Origin of the sequence: Streptococcus sp. NLN64, assembly GCF_015831295.1 — a bacterium.
In the GTDB taxonomy this organism is placed as follows: domain Bacteria; phylum Bacillota; class Bacilli; order Lactobacillales; family Streptococcaceae; genus Streptococcus.
Genome location: NZ_JADXDQ010000037.1, coordinates 1 through 19,658 on the forward strand (window position 1 = coordinate 1; position 19,658 = coordinate 19,658).

The 19,658-nt window shown below is 45.4% G+C and carries 22 protein-coding genes and 1 pseudogene; 8 read left to right on the forward strand and 15 right to left on the reverse strand.

Translation table 11 applies throughout. The annotated features are described in order from the left end of the window. Positions 1-188: 188 nt before the first annotated feature. The 10 genes from rbfA to I2503_RS06450 form a co-directional block, all read right to left on the reverse strand. Complete coding sequence (gene rbfA, locus I2503_RS06405) at positions 189-545, reverse strand: 30S ribosome-binding factor RbfA (RefSeq protein ID WP_196967401.1); 357 nt, start codon at positions 543-545, stop codon at positions 189-191. Between the two features lie 13 nt (positions 546-558). Beyond that, the gene (gene infB, locus I2503_RS06410) at positions 559-3,240 is read right to left on the reverse strand and encodes a translation initiation factor IF-2 (protein ID WP_196967402.1); all 2,682 of its coding nucleotides are present in this window, start codon (positions 3,238-3,240) and stop codon (positions 559-561) included. Positions 3,241-3,256: 16 nt separating this feature from the next. Beyond that, complete coding sequence (locus tag I2503_RS06415; RefSeq protein ID WP_196092183.1) at positions 3,257-3,559, reverse strand: YlxQ-related RNA-binding protein; 303 nt, start codon at positions 3,557-3,559, stop codon at positions 3,257-3,259. Then, on the reverse strand, positions 3,552-3,848 hold the full coding sequence (locus I2503_RS06420) for a YlxR family protein (RefSeq protein WP_196092182.1): 297 nt from the start codon (positions 3,846-3,848) through the stop codon (positions 3,552-3,554). Before I2503_RS06420 ends, I2503_RS06415 begins: the two co-directional genes overlap by 8 nt. Before the next feature lie 8 nt (positions 3,849-3,856). After that, positions 3,857-5,107: a transcription termination factor NusA gene (gene nusA, locus I2503_RS06425; protein WP_196092181.1), complete on the reverse strand. Its 1,251-nt coding sequence runs from the start codon at positions 5,105-5,107 to the stop codon at positions 3,857-3,859. Positions 5,108-5,150: 43 nt separating this feature from the next. Beyond that, complete coding sequence (gene rimP, locus I2503_RS06430) at positions 5,151-5,648, reverse strand: ribosome maturation factor RimP (protein WP_196092180.1); 498 nt, start codon at positions 5,646-5,648, stop codon at positions 5,151-5,153. Between the two features lie 113 nt (positions 5,649-5,761). Continuing rightward, entirely contained in the window at positions 5,762-6,403 is a 642-nt protein-coding gene (gene trmB, locus I2503_RS06435; protein WP_196967403.1) for a tRNA (guanosine(46)-N7)-methyltransferase TrmB, read from the reverse strand. Beyond that, on the reverse strand, positions 6,400-7,194 hold the full coding sequence (locus I2503_RS06440; RefSeq protein WP_196092178.1) for a phosphotransferase family protein: 795 nt from the start codon (positions 7,192-7,194) through the stop codon (positions 6,400-6,402). The genes trmB and I2503_RS06440 overlap by 4 nt, the downstream gene beginning before the upstream one ends. 39 nt (positions 7,195-7,233) lie before the next feature. Next, on the reverse strand, positions 7,234-8,289 hold the full coding sequence (locus tag I2503_RS06445; protein WP_196967404.1) for an ABC transporter permease: 1,056 nt from the start codon (positions 8,287-8,289) through the stop codon (positions 7,234-7,236). After that, on the reverse strand, positions 8,282-9,016 hold the full coding sequence (locus I2503_RS06450; protein WP_196967405.1) for an ABC transporter ATP-binding protein: 735 nt from the start codon (positions 9,014-9,016) through the stop codon (positions 8,282-8,284). Before I2503_RS06450 ends, I2503_RS06445 begins: the two co-directional genes overlap by 8 nt. A gap of 114 nt (positions 9,017-9,130) precedes the next feature. On the opposite strand from I2503_RS06450, the gene I2503_RS06455 reads away from it, so the two are divergent. Both I2503_RS06455 and I2503_RS06460 read left to right on the forward strand, forming a co-directional pair. Then, positions 9,131-9,553, forward strand: coding sequence for an HIT family protein (locus tag I2503_RS06455; RefSeq protein WP_196967406.1), 423 nt, complete (start codon positions 9,131-9,133; stop codon positions 9,551-9,553). Continuing rightward, entirely contained in the window at positions 9,550-9,879 is a 330-nt protein-coding gene (locus tag I2503_RS06460; RefSeq protein WP_196967407.1) for a hypothetical protein, read from the forward strand. The genes I2503_RS06455 and I2503_RS06460 overlap by 4 nt, the downstream gene beginning before the upstream one ends. 132 nt (positions 9,880-10,011) lie before the next feature. On the opposite strand, the gene I2503_RS06465 is transcribed toward I2503_RS06460, so the two are convergent. Next, a complete protein-coding gene (locus I2503_RS06465) occupies positions 10,012-10,176 on the reverse strand; it encodes a hypothetical protein (RefSeq protein ID WP_196967408.1) in 165 nt (54 codons plus the stop codon). On the opposite strand from I2503_RS06465, the gene I2503_RS06470 reads away from it, so the two are divergent. Then, positions 10,175-11,143: an aromatic acid exporter family protein gene (locus I2503_RS06470; protein WP_196967409.1), complete on the forward strand. Its 969-nt coding sequence runs from the start codon at positions 10,175-10,177 to the stop codon at positions 11,141-11,143. The two genes, I2503_RS06465 and I2503_RS06470, sit on opposite strands and share 2 nt — an antisense overlap. 73 nt (positions 11,144-11,216) lie before the next feature. Here the strand turns inward: I2503_RS06470 and I2503_RS06475 are convergent. From I2503_RS06475 to I2503_RS06490, 4 genes and pseudogenes are all read right to left on the reverse strand, one after another. Next, positions 11,217-12,206: pseudogene (locus tag I2503_RS06475) on the reverse strand (LCP family protein); the annotation flags it as partial. After that, positions 12,199-12,735 (reverse strand): GNAT family N-acetyltransferase, encoded by a 537-nt coding sequence (locus I2503_RS06480; RefSeq protein ID WP_196967410.1) that lies wholly within the window; start codon positions 12,733-12,735, stop codon positions 12,199-12,201. The gene I2503_RS06480 and the pseudogene I2503_RS06475, both read right to left, overlap by 8 nt. Next, positions 12,722-13,168 carry a tRNA (adenosine(37)-N6)-threonylcarbamoyltransferase complex ATPase subunit type 1 TsaE gene (gene tsaE, locus I2503_RS06485; protein WP_196967413.1) on the reverse strand — a complete coding sequence of 149 codons (447 nt, stop codon included), beginning with the start codon at positions 13,166-13,168 and terminating at the stop codon, positions 12,722-12,724. Before tsaE ends, I2503_RS06480 begins: the two co-directional genes overlap by 14 nt. A 29-nt stretch (positions 13,169-13,197) precedes the next feature. Next, a complete protein-coding gene (locus I2503_RS06490) occupies positions 13,198-13,806 on the reverse strand; it encodes a DUF1361 domain-containing protein (protein ID WP_196967411.1) in 609 nt (202 codons plus the stop codon). A gap of 85 nt (positions 13,807-13,891) precedes the next feature. Here I2503_RS06490 and I2503_RS06495 point away from each other — a divergent pair, with 85 nt between their 5' ends. The 5 genes from I2503_RS06495 to I2503_RS06515 all read left to right on the forward strand — a co-directional run bounded on the left by I2503_RS06495 (position 13,892) and on the right by I2503_RS06515 (position 19,138). Beyond that, a complete protein-coding gene (locus tag I2503_RS06495) occupies positions 13,892-14,707 on the forward strand; it encodes a Cof-type HAD-IIB family hydrolase (RefSeq protein ID WP_196092169.1) in 816 nt (271 codons plus the stop codon). Positions 14,708-14,972: 265 nt separating this feature from the next. After that, a complete protein-coding gene (adhP, locus tag I2503_RS06500) occupies positions 14,973-15,995 on the forward strand; it encodes an alcohol dehydrogenase AdhP (RefSeq protein ID WP_196092168.1) in 1,023 nt (340 codons plus the stop codon). Between the two features lie 394 nt (positions 15,996-16,389). After that, positions 16,390-17,379, forward strand: coding sequence for a PTS sugar transporter subunit IIB (locus I2503_RS06505; RefSeq protein ID WP_196092167.1), 990 nt, complete (start codon positions 16,390-16,392; stop codon positions 17,377-17,379). A 20-nt stretch (positions 17,380-17,399) separates the two neighbouring features. After that, positions 17,400-18,209, forward strand: a complete 810-nt coding sequence (locus tag I2503_RS06510) for a PTS mannose/fructose/sorbose transporter subunit IIC (RefSeq protein ID WP_196967412.1) — start codon at positions 17,400-17,402, stop codon at positions 18,207-18,209. A gap of 17 nt (positions 18,210-18,226) precedes the next feature. Next, entirely contained in the window at positions 18,227-19,138 is a 912-nt protein-coding gene (locus tag I2503_RS06515; RefSeq protein WP_196092165.1) for a PTS system mannose/fructose/sorbose family transporter subunit IID, read from the forward strand. The last annotated feature ends 520 nt before the right edge of the window (positions 19,139-19,658 follow it).

The window sequence follows — 19,658 nt, forward strand, 5'->3', positions numbered from 1 at the left end:
GCTATCCCTTCCTCTCCCCGCTACCTCACGATAGTCAGGCTTGGGAGTCGCTATTGGGTTCACCGGTAGCAGGTGCCCACAGAGGACTTACACCTCAGATGTACGACATGCCCGTCGTACCAAAAAACCTCCAACCGAAACAGTTGGAGGGCTCATTCTATCGTCACTCATTCGAGAATAGGTTTCTATTAAAAATCTTCCTTGTTCAAATCCCGTAACATTTGATCGATTTTATTTCCATATTCAATGGATTCATCTTTGATGAAGGTCAAATCAGGGATTTTGTAGATGTGGAGTTGGCGACCTAATTCCCGTTTGATGGTTCCGGTCGCTTTTTCCAATCCGATTTGCGCTTTTTGGTTATCAGATGCCAGATCACTCATAATGCTGTAGTAAACCTTGGCAAGGGAGAGATCACCGGTCATTTGAACATCAGTGATGGTTACGCCTTGGACACGGGGGTCACGAACCTTCTTCTGAAGGATTTCGTTGACTTCCCGTTTGATTTCCATAGCGACCCGGTCTGTACGAATTGAATTTGCCATGAGGGCCTCCCTCTTAGTGTTTAATTTCTTCCATGACGTAAGCTTCGATGATATCGTCGACCTTAATGTCATTGTAGTTTTCAACCATGAGACCACCTTCACGGCCGTTGGTTACTTCTTTTACATCGTCCTTGAAGTGTTTCAAGCTTGCCAATTCACCGTCGTAGATTACAACATCTTGGCGAATAACGCGAACGTTCGAATCACGGGTAATTTTACCACGCAAGACCATAAATCCACCAATTGTACCAACTTTTGATACCTTGAAGGTCTCACGGATAACAGCTTCCCCGATAACTTTTTCTTCAAATTCAGGATCAAGAAGTCCCTTCATCGCATCTTCGACTTCTTCAATAACCTTGTAGATAATGCTGTGTTGACGAATTTCAACACCGTCGGTTTCTGCTTGTTGGCGAGCTTGTGGAGTAGGGCGAACGTTAAAGCCGATAATGATGGCATTTGAAGCTTCTGCCAACGTAATATCAGACTCGTTAATAGCCCCTACCGCAGAGTGAACGATGGTTACTTTCACGCCTTCAACTTCAATTTTTTGAAGCGAGGCCGCGAGGGCTTCAACAGAACCTTGTACGTCTGCTTTGATGATGACATTAACAGACTTAACTTCACCGGCTTTAAGGGTATCGAAGAGATTTTCCAAGCTAACACGGGTTGTGTTTTGACGTTGTTGGAGAAGAGCTCGTTTGGCACGTTCTTCACCAGCCGCACGCGCAGCTTTTTCGTCCTCGTAAACTGCGAAGTGGTCACCCGCCATTGGGGTTTCATTCAAACCAGTAATGGATACCGGTGTTGATGGACTAGCGACCTTAACCCGACGACCGAGGTCGTTGGTCATAGCACGAACCCGTCCAAAAGTATTACCGACAACAATCGGATCCTGGACGTTTAGGGTTCCTTGTTGAACCAAAAGCGTTGCGACAGCCCCTTTACCTTTATCCAATTGAGCTTCGATAACAGTACCGATGGCACGAACAGTTGGGTCTGCTTTCAATTCCTGGATTTCAGCAACCAAGAGGACCGTTTCCAAAAGCTCATCAATGTTTTGGTTGAATTTAGCTGAGATTTCTACAAACTCAGAGTCACCACCCCAAGCTGTTGACATAACGCCATGCTCTGCCAATTCACCGATGACGCGCTCTGGATTTGCACCTGGTTTATCAATTTTGTTAATCGCAACAATGATTGGAACATTAGCGGCTTTAGAGTGATTGATGGCCTCGATAGTTTGTGGCATAACACCGTCATCGGCTGCCACAACCAAGATGGTAATATCCGTTACAGACGCTCCACGAGCCCGCATACTGGTAAAGGCCGCGTGTCCAGGTGTGTCCAGGAAGGTAATCTTCTTACCGTTTTCTTCAATTTGGTAGGCACCAATGTGTTGGGTAATTCCCCCAGCTTCTCCTGTTGCGACACGAGAATTGCGAAGGGTATCCAAGAGAGTTGTTTTACCATGGTCAACGTGTCCCATGATGGTAACCACTGGTGGGCGCTCAACCATTTCCTCTTCGTTAAGGTATTCTTCATCCACGAAGAAGCGTTCGATATCAGCATTATCGACTTGAACCTTCTCTTTGGCTTCAATTCCATAATCAACCATCAAGAGTTCGATGGTATCCCCATCAAGAGATTGGTTCTGGGTCGCCATAATGCCCATCATAAAGAGCTTCTTAACAATTTCTGCTGGTTCACGTTTAATCCGTTTTGCAATGTCCGCAACAGTCATGCCGGCAGTGTATTCAAATTCTTTCGGAAGTTCGTGGAACTTACGTTCAGTAACCGGTTTTGTTGCCTGATTCTTACCACGTTGGTTCTTCCCTTTGTTTTTGTTTTTATTCCAATTACTATTTCTTTGATTTCTCACTTGATTCTGGTTATTTCGATTTCTATTTGCTTGCTTGCGTGGACCATCTTCATGCTCGTTGTCACGGCGTTTATCTGGTCTCGCTTGTTTTTTACGACGATTATCTGGGGCTGGTGCTGCCGCCACAGGCGCTTGGAAAGCAACTGGTTCAGGAGCTGGAGCCGCTGTTACTTGGGCTGCTGCTTCTTGTTTCGCTTCCTTCCGGCGCTTTGCCTGCTCCTCTTGAGCTTGGCGTTGGGCCTGAGCTTCCTTGAAGCGGGATTCACTGTTCCGTGCATATTCCGCATTTTGTTCAGCTTTCAAAGCTGCCGCACGCGCCTTGAAGTCCAGACGCGGACCCGCTTGCTGGGTATTTCGATCTTGGCGACGATGTTGATCACGATTCCCACGATTGCGGTTTTGATCGCGACCATTTCCTTGCCGCTGACGATCCCGGTCGCGGTCACGGAAATTTTGTCCTCGACCTCGGCCATCCTGGCCATTGCGACGTTCCTGATTTCCCCGATTGTTCTTGCGACGCTCAGCGTCTGCCTTAGCTTTGGCCTCACGCTCGGCTTTAAAGTTCCGGTTTTGGGGTCGGCTACTTTGGGCTTTTGCAGGCTCAGAAGCTGGGGCTGGTTTGCTTTTCGGGCTTTCCTTTGGCGCTGCAGCCTTTGGAGACTGAAAACTTTTTTTAATGCGATTAGCCACATCCGCTTCGACAGAAGAAGCATGGCTCTTCACTTCAATCCCCAATTCCTTAGCTCGATGAACAATTTCTTTACTTTCTTTACCAAGTTCCTTGGCAATTTCATACAAACGTTTTTTAGACATCTACATGCCTCCATTTCTAGCTCATAATGGACCTCATTTTTTTTGCAAATCCGGAGTCGACCACACTGAGCACCTTCCGTTGGCGCCCGATGGCCAGACTCAATTCTTGGGTTGAAAATTGATCGACTACTGTTTTTTTATAGTAGCGACCTTTATCCTCAATGGTCTTACGAAGATTAGGGCCAGCATCTTGTGCCAAAAACACTAATTGTGCTTGATTACTTTGAATGCTTTTTATGACTAAATCTTCACCGGAAACGAGCTTACCTGCTCGCTGGGCCAGACCTAAAAGGTTTAACAACTGTTCTTCCTTATTCAAGTCCTAACTCTCTTCGTTTCAATTTGCGATCAACAAAAGCGATCAGTTCATCGTAAAATTCTTCGGGAATTTCCTGACGAAAACTGCGATCAAAGACCCTTCTTTTCTTAGCCTGGGCTGCTTCTTCATTATCAAGCTTAATATAAGCCCCCCGACCATTGGCCTTACCAGTTGGATCAATGCTGACCTGACCATCCTTGGTTCGAACGATCCGCAGCAAATCACGCTTGTCAATCACTTCTCCGGAGACAAGGGACTTCCTCAAGGGAATCTTTCTTACTTTGGTCATCTTCTTTCCTATTCGTCGTCACTATTTTCAGCAGCTGCTTCCTCCGCAAGGAGTTCTGCTGACTCCCCCTCGAAGACCTCTTCTTCAAGAGCTACCAATTCTTCCGCTTCCTGTACTTCAGCAACCAGTTCGGTCTCAAGGACTTCTTCCTCAGCCTCCACTAGTGCGGCCTCTTCCATGGCCTCGAACTCTGATGCTGATTTAATGTCAATCTTAAAGCCAGTCAGACGAGCTGCTAAGCGGACATTTTGACCACGACGACCAATGGCCAAGGACAATTTGTCATCTGGTACAACCACCAAGGCCCGTTTGCTGTCTTCTTCATCAAAAATAACTTGATCCACTTCAGCAGGTGCCAGTGCATTGTAAATAAACTCAGCTGGATCACTGACCCATTCGATCACATCAATGTTTTCCTCAGTCGGAATCCATTTTTCCAATTTAGCATCGTAACGGGCAGGGCGGAACTTGCTAGTGATCTTCTTAATATTGCTTCCACCACGACCTACGATCGTTCCAATAGCATCCACATTAGGATTGTGACTCCGAACAGCAACCTTAGTCCGGTCTCCGGCCTCACGAGAGACGGCCATAATCTCCACTATCCCATCGTAAACTTCTGGAATTTCTTGCTCCATCAAGCGTTTAATCATCTGCGCGTGGCTACGGCTAACGTAAACATTGACACCTTTAGGGTTGTCTTCAACCTTATCCACATAGACTTCAATGCGATCGTGAGAAGCGAAGACTTCCCCAGGAACCTGGTCCTTACGAGACATTTGTGCCTCAATGCTTCCCAAATTGATGTAGATGAAACGGGCATCAAAACGCTCCACGGTACCACTCATAATCTCATTCTCATGCTCTTTATAGGTGTTATAAGTGATCAAGCGCGTTTGCTTACGCATTTTTTCCATAATGGTCTGCTTTGCAGACTGGGCAGCCACTCGACCAAATTCTGTTGGAGACTCTTCAAACTTGATTTTGTCTCCAAGCTCATAGGCAGCATTAATGGCCAATGCATCTTTGAGGCTGATTTCCAAACGGCTATCAAAGACCTCATCTACGACTTCCCGAACAGTGTAAACCCGGAAATCGGCTTTCTTTTCATCGAATTCGATATGGACACTGTCAGCTTGGCCATAGCGACGGCGATAGGCAGATCGAAGAGACTCAATGACCGCATCTACGATATCTTCCTTCTTAATCCCCTTGTCTTCTTCAAGGATGCGGAAAGCTTCCGCCATTTCTTTACTCATGCGTTACTTGCTTTTGGTTCCCCAAAAGCTCCTTTCTTTTAAACTAAAATTTTACAGCTAAACGGGCTTTTGAAACCAATTGATAAGGAATCTCCACCTGCTTCTTCCGAGTTTTATCCATGTATTCCATTTGCAAGTTCTCCCCATCAAAAGACAAAAGATCCCCTTCAATCTGCTTTTTCTTATCAATTGCTTGATACAGACCGACATGGATGTAAGAACCAACTGCAGCCTCCAGTGCTTCCGGCGTCTTCAAAGGCCGCTCTAATCCAGGACTAGACACTTCTAAGTAATAATTCTCGGGGAAGGGATCCGGTTCAATAGTATCCAGGAGCGGACTAATCAGGTCTGTCAAATCAGCCGTATCTTCAACTGTGATCCCTTCCGGCTTATCCACAAACACACTCAAGACCATGTCTCCGCCCAGCTTGGCATACTCCACGTCCACCAATTCAAAGGGCTCTGGAATCTGACCTTCCAACACCTGGTTCACCTGTTCAACAATCGTTGCGATAAGAACACCTCCTTTTTCTACAAACAAGAGGCGAAGATTTCTCTTCGCCCCCTTTCACATTTCTTTATTCTGTTTAAATTATACCATAGAAATTCCCAAAAGCAAGAATTTTACCAGCAGAAAGAACGTTTACAGTTCCCTTATTCTGGGAAATGCGCTTCCAAACGGTAGATGACCTGTCCTTTACTAGAAAACTTCTCTTCATATTCTGTCCGGACATTGCCCTCAATTTCACTGGCGTGAAGATCCAACCAGACACCATCCAAAATCATGCCAAATTGTGACATGGACACCAGACTATATTCGAACAAGCCCCGGTTGTCGGTCTTGAAATGGATTTCTCCTTGGCTTGGTAAAATGGCTTGATAGGTTTCCAAGAAAGACTTGTAGGTTAAACGTCGCTTCTCATGGCGTTTCTTTGGCCAAGGATCTGAGAAATTCAAATACAAGCGCTGGATTTCACCAGGTTCAAAATAATTGGTCAAAGAATCTCCATCTACCCATAGGAGGCGGATATTTGGAACACCGGTTGCCAACACCTTATCCAAGGCGTAACTGAGAACCGATTTTTGAATATCAATCCCAATAAAGTTAATATCTGGATGATTCTTGGCCATCCCTGATACAAACTGCCCCTTCCCAGAACCAACTTCAATGTAGATGGGGTTGTCATTCCCAAAAATGTGCCGCCAATTCCCCTTGGCACTCTCCGGCTCCAAGACCACATACTCTGGGTGCGCTTCTAGTAGCTCCGTCGCACCTTTTCGATTTCGAACTCTCATATTCCCTTTCCAAAGCGTGTCCGGAAATTCCGCAAAGCGTAAATTTCCCGGTTTGCATTTTCCATATCTGAATTGGCATAGTACTTGCCAATTTGATCTAGGTATGAAAACTGGGCATACCAGTATAGCTTTTTCAGTACCTTTTCATTATAACGGTATCCATAGTAGACCAGCCACTCTTGCCAACGAGCTTCCGGAATATAGTGACTCAAAATATGCGCCACATCAAACATCCGATCCGTCAACCGCACAGAGTCCCAATCCACCAAATAAATTAGACCACTGTCTGTTTCAATCCAATTGCTGTGGCGGACATCCCCATGTACAATTGTTGCATGATCCTCACGAAAACCAGGAGCACTGGTCCGCAAATCATCCACCACCTCTTGCAAGAATTGGTTCCGTCGCAAGTTTGCATGGACCGACTCCCGCCATGAATTCAACAAATCAATCGGCGTTTCCAACTGCTGACCTAAACTAGTCAGCTGAACCATCAAATGCCGTGACCTGTGAAGACGCGTCAAAATATTGATAATCTGCTTCTTCCCCATCTCCCCAGGCGTCAAAATTTTACCGTTTAACCAGCGCTGAAGTGTCAAAACCTGACCATCCGGCAATCGTTTACTCGACAACAGCTGAGGAGCAATCTGCTCTTGAGCCAGACCCGCCAAAATCGGACTTGTATTCAACTTGGCAAAAACCACTCGCCCATCATCGTAGGTTCCCTTAAAGGCATTCCCACTTTTTCCAGCAAGAGGCGTCAAGGTTAATTCTTGATCCATCCCTTCCATATTTTCCTCCTTGAAAAAATCTTCTTCATTCTATTATTTTTAGACATCCGCGTCAACTAATCCTCTTAATTTATAAGGAATGTAAAGCCAAAGAAGAGCAATCATGGCAAGCAAAAAAATCCCAGCTTCTAAAAAGGCTCCTCTGCTCAACAGAACCAGCAAAGACAAAAGCAGACTAAAGGTCCCCAACTGAAACTGCAAGAGCCGACGAAGTCCGGCCGCCTTGGACGCAACACCGTACGGAAATAGCTCTGTCATTACCTGACCATCCTGACTATGAAACAAAGCCAGCAACTGGAAATACAAGAGATAATTCGCCACAAAGGCCAAACCAGCCGCTAACCAACCTTGAGGAACAAAGAGAAGAGCCAGCAAAGCCAAGATCTGCAACCGCAGCCAAACCCCATAATAAGGCCCCTTCCGCAAAAAAGACCGTAAAAAGAGACTATACCATGGATTAGACTGCCCCCGCTCTAAGATTGGAAGCAAGGGATTCCAATAAGCCCGCATCCGCACGCGCTCTTCAAATCCCTTAACCTGAGTAAAAAGCGAGAAAAAGCGTAAAATCCCTTGCGTCCGCCCCTGCTCTTCTTCAATCCAAAAAGTCCAGTCCACAGGTCCCGCCTGCCTCAAGACCCGATAACGCCGCTGCAGCAAAACCTGCTGCAGCAAGGCACCCAAACCAAATGCCGCTAAGGCTGGCCACCAAGTACCATAGGCAACCCACCACAGGGGTAGGAATGCTGCAAAAACGAGGACGGCCCGCAGAATCTGACTCTTTGAAGTCCTTCTGTAAACCAACTGCAACCATTGCTTGACTGCTTCCTCCGGCACCAACAGAAAATACTCATCCCCCCTGCGCATATAGGTCGCCATACGCATGGGCCAAAAAGCGAAGAGAGAAAAGACAGGTACGAACCAGGCTAAGCCAACTTGATAAGGCCTCGGATCCACCAAAATCTCCCTGTATTGGGTTAGGGCTAGGCCTAATAAAAGAAAAAGAAAAAGAACAAAATGGTCATTGAAAACATAACGGGCATAGCCCACCAGCTCTCCTCGAAACTTTTTTCGCCGTCGCCGAAATAAATCACGCATGCGCTTCCTCCTGGGTAACCTTCAGGTAGATATCGTGAAGGCTCTGTCCTGGCATCTGAAATTGTTCTTGAATCGCTGCTAGACTCCCCTCAGCCAGCACTTGACCTTGGTGGAGGAGGATGTAGCGATCACAAACCCTTTCGGCTGTATCTAAGACGTGGGTAGACATCAAAACTCCCTTCCCTTTTTTTCTTTCTTCCAAAAGAAAATTTAGAAGATCTTCAATGGCTAGAGGATCTAAACCCAAAAAGGGTTCATCCACAATGTATAGGTCCGGTTCCACAAGAATCGCACACAAGATCATAACCTTCTGTTTCATTCCCTTAGAGAATTCAGCAGGCAACCAATCCAGACGTTGATCTAGTCGAAATCGCTGAAGATAGGGTTGGAGTCGCTCCAAAGCTTGGTCCAAATCCTTGTCATAGGCCATAGCTACAATCTCCAGATGCTCCCGCAGGGTTAATTCCTCATAGAGCATGGGACTTTCTGGAATATAACCAATTTTCTTGCGATAAGCTACCACATCCGTTTGAAGTTGCTGGCCCTCCAACAAAATTTCTCCCGAATAGGGATGCAAAAAACCAATAATTTCTTTAATCGTTGTTGACTTTCCCGCTCCATTCAAGCCAATTAGACCCACAATTTCATGGTTTTGAACAGAAAAACTCACATCTTTTAAGACAGGAAGATTAAAATACCCTCCTGTTATGTGATTCACTTCTAACATAAATCCTCCATTTTTGCTATACTTAGGAGAGTAAGCTAGGAGATGTTAAGACTCCTAAGCTTTCTTTCAATCACAACCATTATATCAAATGGTAAGAGAGAAAAGGAGGAAAAGATGGACTGTCTTTTTTGTAAAATCGTTGCCGGAGAAATCCCGGCCAGTAAAATCTATGAAGACGAGCACATTCTGGCTTTTTTGGATATTTCCCAAACAACCCCAGGCCACACGTTAATTATCCCCAAAAAGCATTACCGTAATATTCTCGACTTAGACCCACAGGTAGCTCAGGATCTTTTTGGACAAGTACCTGCCTTGGCCCGTCGTTTGAAAAATGCTGTTGGCGCCCAAGGAATCAATGTGCTCAACAACAGTGAAGAAGCTGCTGGCCAAACAGTCTTCCATACCCATGTTCACTTACTCCCTCGGTTTGAGACTGGAGACGGTCTAGAGATTCAATTCCAGACCCAGGAACCGGACTTTGAGCACCTAGCGCAGCTAGCCCAGAAAATCCGGGAAACCCAGGAGGAAGCCTCATGAGTTTGATTTCAACCATCCTATTTTTGAGTGCCGCAAAATCTTCCTACAAACTGGTTCTAAACCGTAAGGAGTTAATCGCCAACGCCAAAGAAGCGGCTAAAGAAACCAGTCGTATCAACACTCTCCAGGCTCAACTTAAAGACCAACTTCAAATCCTTCAACAGGAAGCGCAAAAAGTCGCTCCTCTTGCCAAGGAGCTTGCCTATAAAACACAGGCCTTTGGGTTGGAAGCCCAAGCTAGAGCCGAACAAATTCAAGCACAGATGGAGCAAGCCCAAGCGCGCGTAGATGAACTCAAAACGAAAACAGACTCAAAAAAATCCTAGTATGGTCTTTTAGTTTACTTTTAGTGCAAGGCAGCGAGTCGTAGACAGTACTGAAGTACGGCAAGACGAGCTAACATAGTAATAAAAGATAAACTAAAAGAGTATATTGCTTTTTTCAATTGAGGATGTCTGTTATTGATCTGCCAAATCCATTTTGACCTCCGATTTAAACGAAATCGGAATAGCTAATACAACCCCCGTGATTTTTCCAGAAGAACCTTCCTCAAACACAACTGTTTGGTCATTCTTCACGAGAACTGTCACAGGGGTTTCTCTCGTTCCCAGAAAGGTTATCATGCCCCTTTTTCAACGCACTTTAAAACTTACCCTAGCCACCTGCCTGGCCGCTTTTCTAGCCAGTTTTCTCGGAGCTAATTATGCCATTACAGCTGGTATCATTGCCATCCTCAGTGTATCAGAAACTCGTAGGACCACTTTCAAACTAGCCTATCAACGTTTTCTATCGTCCCTCCTAGCACTCATCCTTGGGGGCCTGGTTTTTTCTTTTCTCGGATTCCATATTTGGTCTCTCGCTCCATTCTTATTGCTCTACATCCCACTGGCATATCGCTTTCGCCTCGAAATCGGAATCACTCCTAGTACCGTTTTAGTCACCCATTTACTTCTAGAACAGAGCATTGCCCCTTCTCTTTTAGCCAATGAAATCCTCATATTCTTAATCGGGAGCCTTTCAGCCCTCCTCGTTATTCTCTACATACCCGATCGCCAACAGGAGTTGGATCACTACCATGATCAGGTGGAGGAACTGCTCCGCAGTATCCTCAACCGCTTTGTCTATTTTCTTAGAAGCGGGGATGGGAGGAACGACGCCAAACTGGTCCGTACCCTGGATGATGAACTCCACCAAGCGCTGGAAATCGCCTATCTAGATCAATCAGACCAAATCCTTAACAAAAACTACTACCACGTGGCCTACTTTGAAATGCGGCAGGCTCAAAATTATATCCTGCAAGATATGGCACGCAATATCAACAGTTGCCAACTCTCTGTCCAAGAAAGCCAAATTCTAGCGGACCTCTTCCAAGACGTCGCAGATCAACTCAGTCAACTGAACCCAGCACAGGACTTGCTTGATCAGATTGAAAACTATCTGGAAACCTTCCGCAAACGCCCTCTACCACAATCCAGGGAAGAATTTGAAACCCGTGCTGTCTTACTCCAGCTTCTCAAGGACCTCCAACAATTTGTCCAATTAAAAGTGGACTTTGCCAGCCAATATCCAAAACAAGTACCAAAAAAGTAGCTCGCTAATTGCTGAGCTACTTTTTTGATTATTCAACAACTGGTTGGGGCTCGACGTATTCAGGTGTGATTCCTCCACCATTTAATTCATCGAGGGTAACCGCATTGGTTTTCAGTTTATCGAGGGTTTCTAAGCCAAGAGAAGTCCGTAATTTATTTTGCATTTCTAAGATGTGGTCTGATTCCACAATCTGATAGCTTCCGCCATCTGCAAGGGTTGCATCTTCTCCTCGGAGTTGTTCCTGCTTCATATTCCGAAAGGCATCCTGGTAGACCAAAAGTTTTGGAATACTGTTAGAAGAAAGGTCAATGCTGGTCTGCATATTGTTGCTGACGGCACCGAGGATTTCTTTATAGTGACTGACACTATTAAGGCTGAGCACTTTTTGCACAACTTTTTGAATCACTTCCCGTTGGCGTTTTTGACGGCCATAGTCACCCTCAGGATCTTGGTACCGCATCCGGGCATAAACCAGCGCTTGATCTCCATTGATGTGTTGTTTCCCTGGTTTGACGGTAGCGGTATATTCAGGTTCTTGCTCCTCAATGGAGATTGGGAAGTCAAAGGTGTTGTTCACTTCAATCCCACCAACTGCGTCCACCAGCTCCACCAAACCTTGCATATTGATCATAACATAGTGGTCGATGGTAATATTCATCAGGGACTCAATGGTCGGGATTGCCAATTCGGCACCGCCCATAGCGTAGGCCGCATTCAGTTTGGCCTCCATCACCTCGCCTTTTTGCGAAATCTTGGTCAAGATATCCCGCTCTAAACTCATCATCGTTGTTTGATTGGTATCTGGATTAACCGTCACCAAAAGCATGGTATCACTATTTCCTTCCCAAGGATCTGACCGAGAACCACTTCCCGTATCTACCCCCATTAAGAGCATGGTCATGGGTTCTGCATTCTCAATAACATCGGATTGCCGTCCAAAATTCTGAAAGGTTTTCGCTAACTGGCCCGTTGATTGGAAGTAAATGGTTCCCGCATAGGTTCCTATCCCCACCAAGGTAACTAAGAGTAACGATAAAAACAATTTAATATTCTTCTTAAACATGATTTTCCCTATCTATCAAGAGGCCCATGAGAAGGACCGTTTCATAAGATCCGTCCTCTAGCCGGATTGCTTCCTCCTGCCGCCCCTCATATGAAAAACCGAATTTCTCATAAAGCGCACGCGCAGCCTGATTTCTTTCTTGGACATTTAAGGTTAAACGCCGAAGGGATGGGGTTTCTGCCAACCAGTCAAAGACCAGTTCAAAGAGCATGCTCCCGACCCCATGACCCCAATAAGCCTGCCCAACAGCCACAAACACCTCTCCCACATGACTCATGCGCGGATTGGCATCTGTGGACAAATGTAAGAGACCAATCACTTCTTGGTCCAAACGGGCTAACAAGAAGAGACGTGATGGATGATTGGCACTTGATTCCAAATAGTCAGCCAACTGATCTTGCGACAAACCTAAGCCCCCAGGTTCCAAACTGGTCAAATCACTCTCACGCGCCACCTGCTTGAAAAATTCTAGTAACTCACCGGCGTCTGAGTCCTGAGCCTCCTCAATCGTCAACTCATGCGAGGTCATGGATCCACTCCTCTAACAACTCTTGGCTACGCGAGCCAACCGCATAGGAATCCAAGTTACGCCCCTGGTCCGCATGAGACAAGGTCAACTGGAGATAATCCTCCGGTAAAGCCTGCTCCAAAAGTTCACCCCACTCAATGACAGCCACCCCTTCCCCGAAAAGAAAGGCATCGAGGTCAATCGAATCTGGATCTCCATCTATCCGATAAACATCCAGGTGGTAAAGAGGCAAGCGCCCCTCATATTCACGAACAATCGTGTAGGTAGGACTCTTGATCATTTGATCAATCCCCAAGCCCCGCGCAATCCCTTTGGTAAAAGTCGTTTTTCCTGCCCCAAGATCTCCTGACAAGACCAGAACGTCTCCCTTCTCCAGTAGGGCACCTAATTTTTCGCCCCAGTTGATCAGGGTTTCTTCATTTTGAATTTTCATCATAGTTTCCATTATAGCAAATTCCCCTCTTACTTCCTACCGCGAACCCAATCATCTGCGAGTAAAAAAAGGCACATGAATTGCAAGGTGGTAAATCCAAGTACAAAAACACTGTGCTCCCAACTAAAGACATCCAAAAATGTCTGGACTACCAACTGCGGGCGCGTAAAGACGTCCCACGAATTTAAGCGAGGATACCGCCCCATGGTAATGGCGATACTAGAGAGTCCTGCCAAACCAAAGGTCGCAACTCCCTCCTGCCAGGGCTTGAGTTTCCAGTGGGAACGAATTAAGCGCCAACTTTCGATGCCCGTTAGAACGCCAAAGAAAATGGCGAAGACAAAGGCAAAAAAGAGCTTCTGGTTGGCTCGATTGTAGAGAACATCTCCCACCCAATGCATATGCACCAAATCCGTCACCATGTAAAAGGTGTTTGGGAAAAATAGAAGCCAAAGCAGGGCAGAGGCCCATCGCAACAGGCGGTTTTGGGTCACTTTTGAAAACAGGGCAAAGTCTAGGGCTGTCAAGGCCAAAAACATATTCCAGGTTAGGTTGGGGCCTTCTTGCTGTAGGAGCGTGAGGACCCCGAAAATGCCTATAAAGGCTAGATGATACATGATAAAAATACGTTTATACATAGCGCCTCCCAATTTCGTCTTCTCAGTTTACCATGAAAATCCTAAAATTTGCTATACTGGGTAAAAGCACAAAACTGGAGCATGTATGGATACAAGTAAAATTATTGCCCTCGATCTCGACGGGACCCTCTTAAATGATCAACAACAAATTTCCTCTAAAAGTCAGGACGTTCTCAAAAAGATTCAGGACCAAGGGCACAAAATCATCATTACGACCGGTCGTCCTTACCGATCAGCCCTCCCCTACTACCAACAATTGGAACTAGAGACACCCCTTATCACCTTTAATGGAGCTTTGACGACACTTCCCGGGAAAAAATGGGTTCATGAAAAAGAATATACCATCGACAAGTCCTACTTGGTCGACTTGGTCGACCGTCAAGAGGAAGTCCAGGCTGACTTCATTGTTAGTGAGTACCGTAAGAAATTCTTTGTCCACCAACAAGATGTCAGCAGCCTGGATCCACAATTACTAGGGGTGGACAAAATCACAGCACAACACCAGCTGATTCCACAAAAAATCACCAAGAACCCCAATGCCATCCTTTTTCAAACCCGCTTTAAAGACAGCGATGGCCTGGCCCAAGAATTGATGAACTATTATCAGGGGGAAATGACCGTCAGTTCCTGGGGTGGCCCCTACAATATCCTCGAGTGCACCCCTAAAGGGGTGCATAAGGCCAGAGCCCTTAAGTACCTCTTAGACCTTTACCAAAAACAACCAGCTGAGTTGATTGCTTTCGGTGATCAACTCAATGACAAGGAAATGTTGGCTTTTGCTGGAACTGGTTATGCTATGCAAAATGCCAACACCAAACTAATAGACTATGCCGACCAACAAATCCAATGGACTAACCAAGAAGACGGAGTCGCTCAACAGTTAGGACAACTCTTCCTATAAAATCGAATACTTCCTTCGTAAAGCAGCTCAAGGATTGGATTCAATCCTTGAGCTGCTTTCTTTTTTTACACTCTTTTAGTTTATCTTTTATTACTGTGTTAGCTCGTCTTGCCGTACTTCAGTACTGTCTGCGACTCGCTGCCTTGTACTAAAAGCAAACTAAAAAACTATATCAGAATGCATGTAAACGCTTGCACCTATAAAACCATTGTGATATACTAAACATATGAAAACGGGAATTCTCCCTAAGAATAAGGAGGCTTTTATGAAAGCAGTTGTTGTTAATTCAGAAGGTACGGGTGTTGAAGTTGTGGAAAAAGAGTTTCGTCCTATCGAAACCGGTGAAGCCCTTGTTGAAATAGAATACTGCGGCGTCTGTCACACAGACCTGCACGTAGCTCATGGAGATTTTGGAAAAGTTCCTGGACGTGTTCTAGGTCATGAAGGAATTGGGATTGTTAAAGAAGTCGCACCAGATGTTACTAGTCTCAAAGTTGGCGATCGCGTCAGCGTTGCCTGGTTCTTCCAAGGTTGTGGAACTTGTGAATACTGTACGACTGGACGTGAAACCCTTTGTCGTGATGTCAAAAATGCTGGTTACTCTGTAGATGGCGGTATGGCCCAACAATGTATTGTTACAGCAGACTATGCTGTGAAAGTCCCTGACAACCTTAACCCCGCCCAAGCATCTTCTATCACTTGTGCGGGTGTAACAACTTATAAAGCGATTAAAGAAGCCGATATTCAGCCTGGTCAATGGGTGGTTGTCTACGGTGCCGGTGGTCTTGGGAATCTTGCCATTCAATATGCCAAAAAAGTTTTCAACGCCCATGTTATCGCAGTTGATATCAACCAAGACAAATTAGACTTAGCTCTTGAATCAGGTGCGGATGTTAGTCTAAATGGGCTTGAAATCGAAGATATGGCTGCTAAAATCATGGAAATCACAGGCATTGGAGCTCATGCTGCTGTCGTTACTGCGGTTTCCAAGGTAGCCTTTAACCAAGCCGTTGATTCCGTAAGACCTGCTGGAAGCATCGTTGCCGTTGGACTCCCATCTGAATACATGGACCTCAGCATTGTTAAACTTGTCTTGGACGGTATTAAAGTTGTTGGTTCCTTGGTTGGAACTCGGAAAGACTTAGAAGAAGCCTTCCAGTTTGGAGCTGAAGGTTTGGTAGTACCAGTTGTTCAACTTCGCCCTGTCGACGAAGCTCCTGCTGTCTTTGACGAGATGGAAGCAGGTACCATTCAAGGCCGTATGGTGTTAGACTTCAAAAACGCTTAATCATACTCTTTGAAAATCAAATTTAAACGTTGTCAGGTCTGACAGTCTGGTAGACTGGTAGACTGTCAGAGATTCTAGTTGAAAAAACGAAGTTTTTGTCAACTTTGCCGTACTTATTTGAAACTTTCTCCGAAAGTTTTATCAGTAAACTCAAAACGTCTCCCAGAGATTTTGAGCTGCCTGCGGCTCACTTCCTAGTTTAATTTTTGATTTTCATTGAGTATCACTTAACCGAAGGTAGAGCAGGGTGCTCTACCTTTTTGTTGTGGTTTTTTTGGATGTCTATGATTTTTTTGAAAGAGCTTGACATTTTCTTGAAATCGCTTTACAATAAGATGGCTTAAAGATTTCTTAAGGATTTAAGTCGCAAATATTTTTTAGGAGGAGACCAATAATGAGTATTGGAATCATTATTGCCAGCCACGGTGAATTCGCTGCCGGCATTCACCAATCTGGATCCATGATCTTTGGAGATCAGGAGAAAGTCCAGGTTGTGACCTTTATGCCAAGTGAAGGGCCAGACGACTTGTATGCCAAGTTTAATGACGCTGTGGCCGCGTTTGACGCAGAGGATGAAGTCCTTGTCCTAGCTGACCTTTGGAGTGGATCCCCCTTCAACCAAGCTAGCCGCGTCATGGGTGAAAACCCTGAGCGCAAGTTTGCCATCATCACTGGTTTGAACTTGCCAATGTTAATCCAGGCCTATACAGAACGGATGATGGATGCATCTGCAGGTGTTGAGGCCGTTGCTGCTAATATCATCAAGGAAGCGAAAGATGGTATTAAAGCTTTACCAGAAGAGCTTAATCCTGCTGATGAAGCTGCACCTGCTGCAGAGGGACCAGTTGCTCAAGCAGCGATCCCAGAAGGAACTGTGATCGGCGACGGGAAATTGAAAATCAACTTAGCTCGGATTGATACACGCTTGCTACACGGACAGGTTGCGACTGGATGGACACCAGACTCAAAAGCAGACCGTATCATCGTTGCATCTGATTCTGTTTCCCAAGATGAGCTTCGGAAAGAATTGATCAAACAAGCGGCACCTGGTAATGTCAAAGCCAATGTTGTCCCAATTCAAAAATTGATTGATGTTTCTAAAGATCCTCGTTTCGGAGATACCCACGCACTTATCTTATTTGAGACTCCACAAGATGCCCTACGTGCCATCGAGGGTGGTGTACCAATCAAGACCTTGAATGTTGGGTCGATGGCTCACTCAACCGGTAAGACAATGGTGAACAACGTTCTTTCAATGGATAAGGAAGACGTTGCAACCTTTGAAAAATTGCGTGACCTTGGCGTTGAATTCGACGTCCGCAAGGTTCCGAATGACTCTAAAAAAGATTTGTTTGACCTCATCTCTAAGGCCAACGTTCAATAACAATAGAAAGGACATATAACATGTCATTGATTTCTGCAATTTTGGTTGTCCTTGTTGCCTTCTTAGCTGGACTTGAAGGTATCTTGGACCAATTCCAATTCCATCAACCACTTGTTGCTTGTACCTTGATCGGACTTGTAACTGGTAACCTCACAGCAGGTATTATCCTTGGTGGTTCTCTGCAAATGATCGCTCTTGGTTGGGCTAACATTGGTGCTGCGGTTGCACCCGATGCTGCCCTCGCTTCCGTTGCAGCTGCTATTATCCTCGTATTAGGTGGTGACACTTCTACACGTGGTATTGCTGTTGCCCAGGCTGTTGCGATTCCTCTTGCCGTAGCGGGTCTCTTCCTTACTATGTTGGTGCGTACTGCTTCTGTTGGTTTGGTCCACGGTGCTGACGCAGCTGCTAAAGAAGGGGATATTGCTAAAATGGAACGTTACCACTACATCGCCCTTCTTCTCCAAGGACTTCGGATTGCGGTTCCTGCAGCACTTCTTCTTGCTATTCCAACTGAAGCCGTTCAGTCTGCTCTTGAAGCAATGCCAGCTTGGTTGTCTGACGGTATGGCGATCGGTGGTGGTATGGTTGTGGCCGTAGGTTATGCTATGGTTATCAACATGATGGCTACTCGCGAAGTATGGCCATTCTTCGCAATCGGTTTTGCTCTTGCCGCTGTTTCTGATTTGACTTTGATTGCCCTTGGTGCGATTGGGGTTGCTCTTGCCTTCATCTACTTGAACTTATCAAAACAAGGTGGTTCAGGAAACGGTGGCGGTGGTGCTGCTACTTCAACTGACCCAATCGGGGACATTCTTGAAGACTATTAAGAAAGGGGACTCACAACATGACTGAAAAGATTCAATTAAGTAAAAATGATCGTCAGAAAGTGTGGTTGCGCTCCACTTTCTTACAAGGTTCTTGGAACTATGAGCGGATGCAAAACTTGGGTTGGGCTTATTCTATGGTTCCAGCCATCAAACGTCTTTATACTTCAAAAGAAGATCGCTCTGCTGCTCTAGAGCGTCACATGGAATTCTTTAACACTCACCCATACGTAGCTTCTCCAATCCTTGGGGTAACCTTGGCCTTGGAAGAAGAACGTGCGCGTGGTGCTGAGATTGACGATGCTGCGATCCAAGGGGTTAAAATTGGTATGATGGGACCTTTGGCCGGTATCGGAGATCCAGTCTTCTGGTTCACTGTTCGTCCAATCCTTGGTGCCTTGGGAGCCTCTCTTGCCCTCTCAGGTAACATCATGGGACCAATCCTCTTCTTTGTACTTTGGAACCTAATTCGTATGGCTTTCCAATGGTATACACAAGAATTGGGTTACCGTGCTGGATCTGAAATCACTAAAAACATGTCTGGTGGTATCCTTCAAGACATCACTAAAGGAGCATCTATCCTTGGTATGTTTATCCTTGCCGTTCTGGTACAACGTTGGGTATCCATCAAGTTTGCCTTCAACGTTTCCGAAGTTCAACTAGATGAGAAAGCTTACATCCATTGGGATCAGCTTCCTGAAGGTTGGGAAGGTATCCAAGAAGCCTTCGCTCAAGTTGGCGCAGGACTTTCTCAAACTCCAACTAAGGTAACAACCTTCCAACAAAACTTGGATAGCTTGATTCCTGGTTTGATGGGACTTCTCCTTACCTTTCTCTGCATGTGGTTGCTTAAGAAGAAAGTTTCTCCAATCACAATCATCTTGGCACTGTTTGTTGTCGGAATCCTTGCTCACGTAGCAGGTATCATGTAATGTTTCAAGGTGGGGCGACAAAGTCCCACCTTGTTTTTTTCAACATTCAATCAACTTCAAAACCAGAATACTCAAAGCAGTTTGAAATCTGACTCGAATTTTATAGTCTTTTAGTTTACTTTTAGTACAAGGCAGCGAGTCGTAGACAGTACTGAAGTACGGCAAGACGAGCTAACACAGTAATAAAAGATAAACTAAAAGAGTATAATTCAGGAATTGAGTTAACATTTATGCCTACATGATGTAAGCAAAACTTGTAAACCTTAATGATAAAGGTTGTTCAACAGGTCTGGGAGACCTGTTGAAGATTATCGATAAGGCGTGCAAAGCACGCAATCAATAGGTTCACAGAAGAGGCTTAACAATATTCAGATTTTGAACTGAATAGAGTATAAAGTCTAGTGGTGAAAAGTCAAGTTCAAAGTTCTGAGCAGTTACTCTTTTTTTCAGAAAAAAGGGCGCACTGAAAAGAGCTAGCGAAAAATGATGTTTTTCAACCAATTTTCACTAGATTTTCAAG

What these genes read in the sequence shown, in the direction of transcription:
- rbfA (WP_196967401.1), bottom strand. Translation starts at nt 545, where the DNA reads ATGGCAAATTCAATTCGTACAGACCGGGTCGCTATGGAAATCAAACGG.
- infB (WP_196967402.1), bottom strand. Translation starts at nt 3,240, where the DNA reads ATGTCTAAAAAACGTTTGTATGAAATTGCCAAGGAACTTGGTAAAGAA.
- I2503_RS06420 (WP_196092182.1), bottom strand. Translation starts at nt 3,848, where the DNA reads ATGACCAAAGTAAGAAAGATTCCCTTGAGGAAGTCCCTTGTCTCCGGA.
- nusA (WP_196092181.1), bottom strand. Translation starts at nt 5,107, where the DNA reads ATGAGTAAAGAAATGGCGGAAGCTTTCCGCATCCTTGAAGAAGACAAG.
- trmB (WP_196967403.1), bottom strand. Translation starts at nt 6,403, where the DNA reads ATGAGAGTTCGAAATCGAAAAGGTGCGACGGAGCTACTAGAAGCGCAC.
- I2503_RS06440 (WP_196092178.1), bottom strand. Translation starts at nt 7,194, where the DNA reads ATGGAAGGGATGGATCAAGAATTAACCTTGACGCCTCTTGCTGGAAAA.
- I2503_RS06445 (WP_196967404.1), bottom strand. Translation starts at nt 8,289, where the DNA reads ATGCGTGATTTATTTCGGCGACGGCGAAAAAAGTTTCGAGGAGAGCTG.
- I2503_RS06450 (WP_196967405.1), bottom strand. Translation starts at nt 9,016, where the DNA reads ATGTTAGAAGTGAATCACATAACAGGAGGGTATTTTAATCTTCCTGTC.
- I2503_RS06455 (WP_196967406.1), top strand. Translation starts at nt 9,131, where the DNA reads ATGGACTGTCTTTTTTGTAAAATCGTTGCCGGAGAAATCCCGGCCAGT.
- I2503_RS06460 (WP_196967407.1), top strand. Translation starts at nt 9,550, where the DNA reads ATGAGTTTGATTTCAACCATCCTATTTTTGAGTGCCGCAAAATCTTCC.
- I2503_RS06470 (WP_196967409.1), top strand. Translation starts at nt 10,175, where the DNA reads ATGCCCCTTTTTCAACGCACTTTAAAACTTACCCTAGCCACCTGCCTG.
- I2503_RS06465 (WP_196967408.1), bottom strand. Translation starts at nt 10,176, where the DNA reads ATGATAACCTTTCTGGGAACGAGAGAAACCCCTGTGACAGTTCTCGTG.
- I2503_RS06480 (WP_196967410.1), bottom strand. Translation starts at nt 12,735, where the DNA reads ATGACCTCGCATGAGTTGACGATTGAGGAGGCTCAGGACTCAGACGCC.
- tsaE (WP_196967413.1), bottom strand. Translation starts at nt 13,168, where the DNA reads ATGAAAATTCAAAATGAAGAAACCCTGATCAACTGGGGCGAAAAATTA.
- I2503_RS06490 (WP_196967411.1), bottom strand. Translation starts at nt 13,806, where the DNA reads ATGTATAAACGTATTTTTATCATGTATCATCTAGCCTTTATAGGCATT.
- I2503_RS06495 (WP_196092169.1), top strand. Translation starts at nt 13,892, where the DNA reads ATGGATACAAGTAAAATTATTGCCCTCGATCTCGACGGGACCCTCTTA.
- adhP (WP_196092168.1), top strand. Translation starts at nt 14,973, where the DNA reads ATGAAAGCAGTTGTTGTTAATTCAGAAGGTACGGGTGTTGAAGTTGTG.
- I2503_RS06505 (WP_196092167.1), top strand. Translation starts at nt 16,390, where the DNA reads ATGAGTATTGGAATCATTATTGCCAGCCACGGTGAATTCGCTGCCGGC.
- I2503_RS06510 (WP_196967412.1), top strand. Translation starts at nt 17,400, where the DNA reads ATGTCATTGATTTCTGCAATTTTGGTTGTCCTTGTTGCCTTCTTAGCT.
- I2503_RS06515 (WP_196092165.1), top strand. Translation starts at nt 18,227, where the DNA reads ATGACTGAAAAGATTCAATTAAGTAAAAATGATCGTCAGAAAGTGTGG.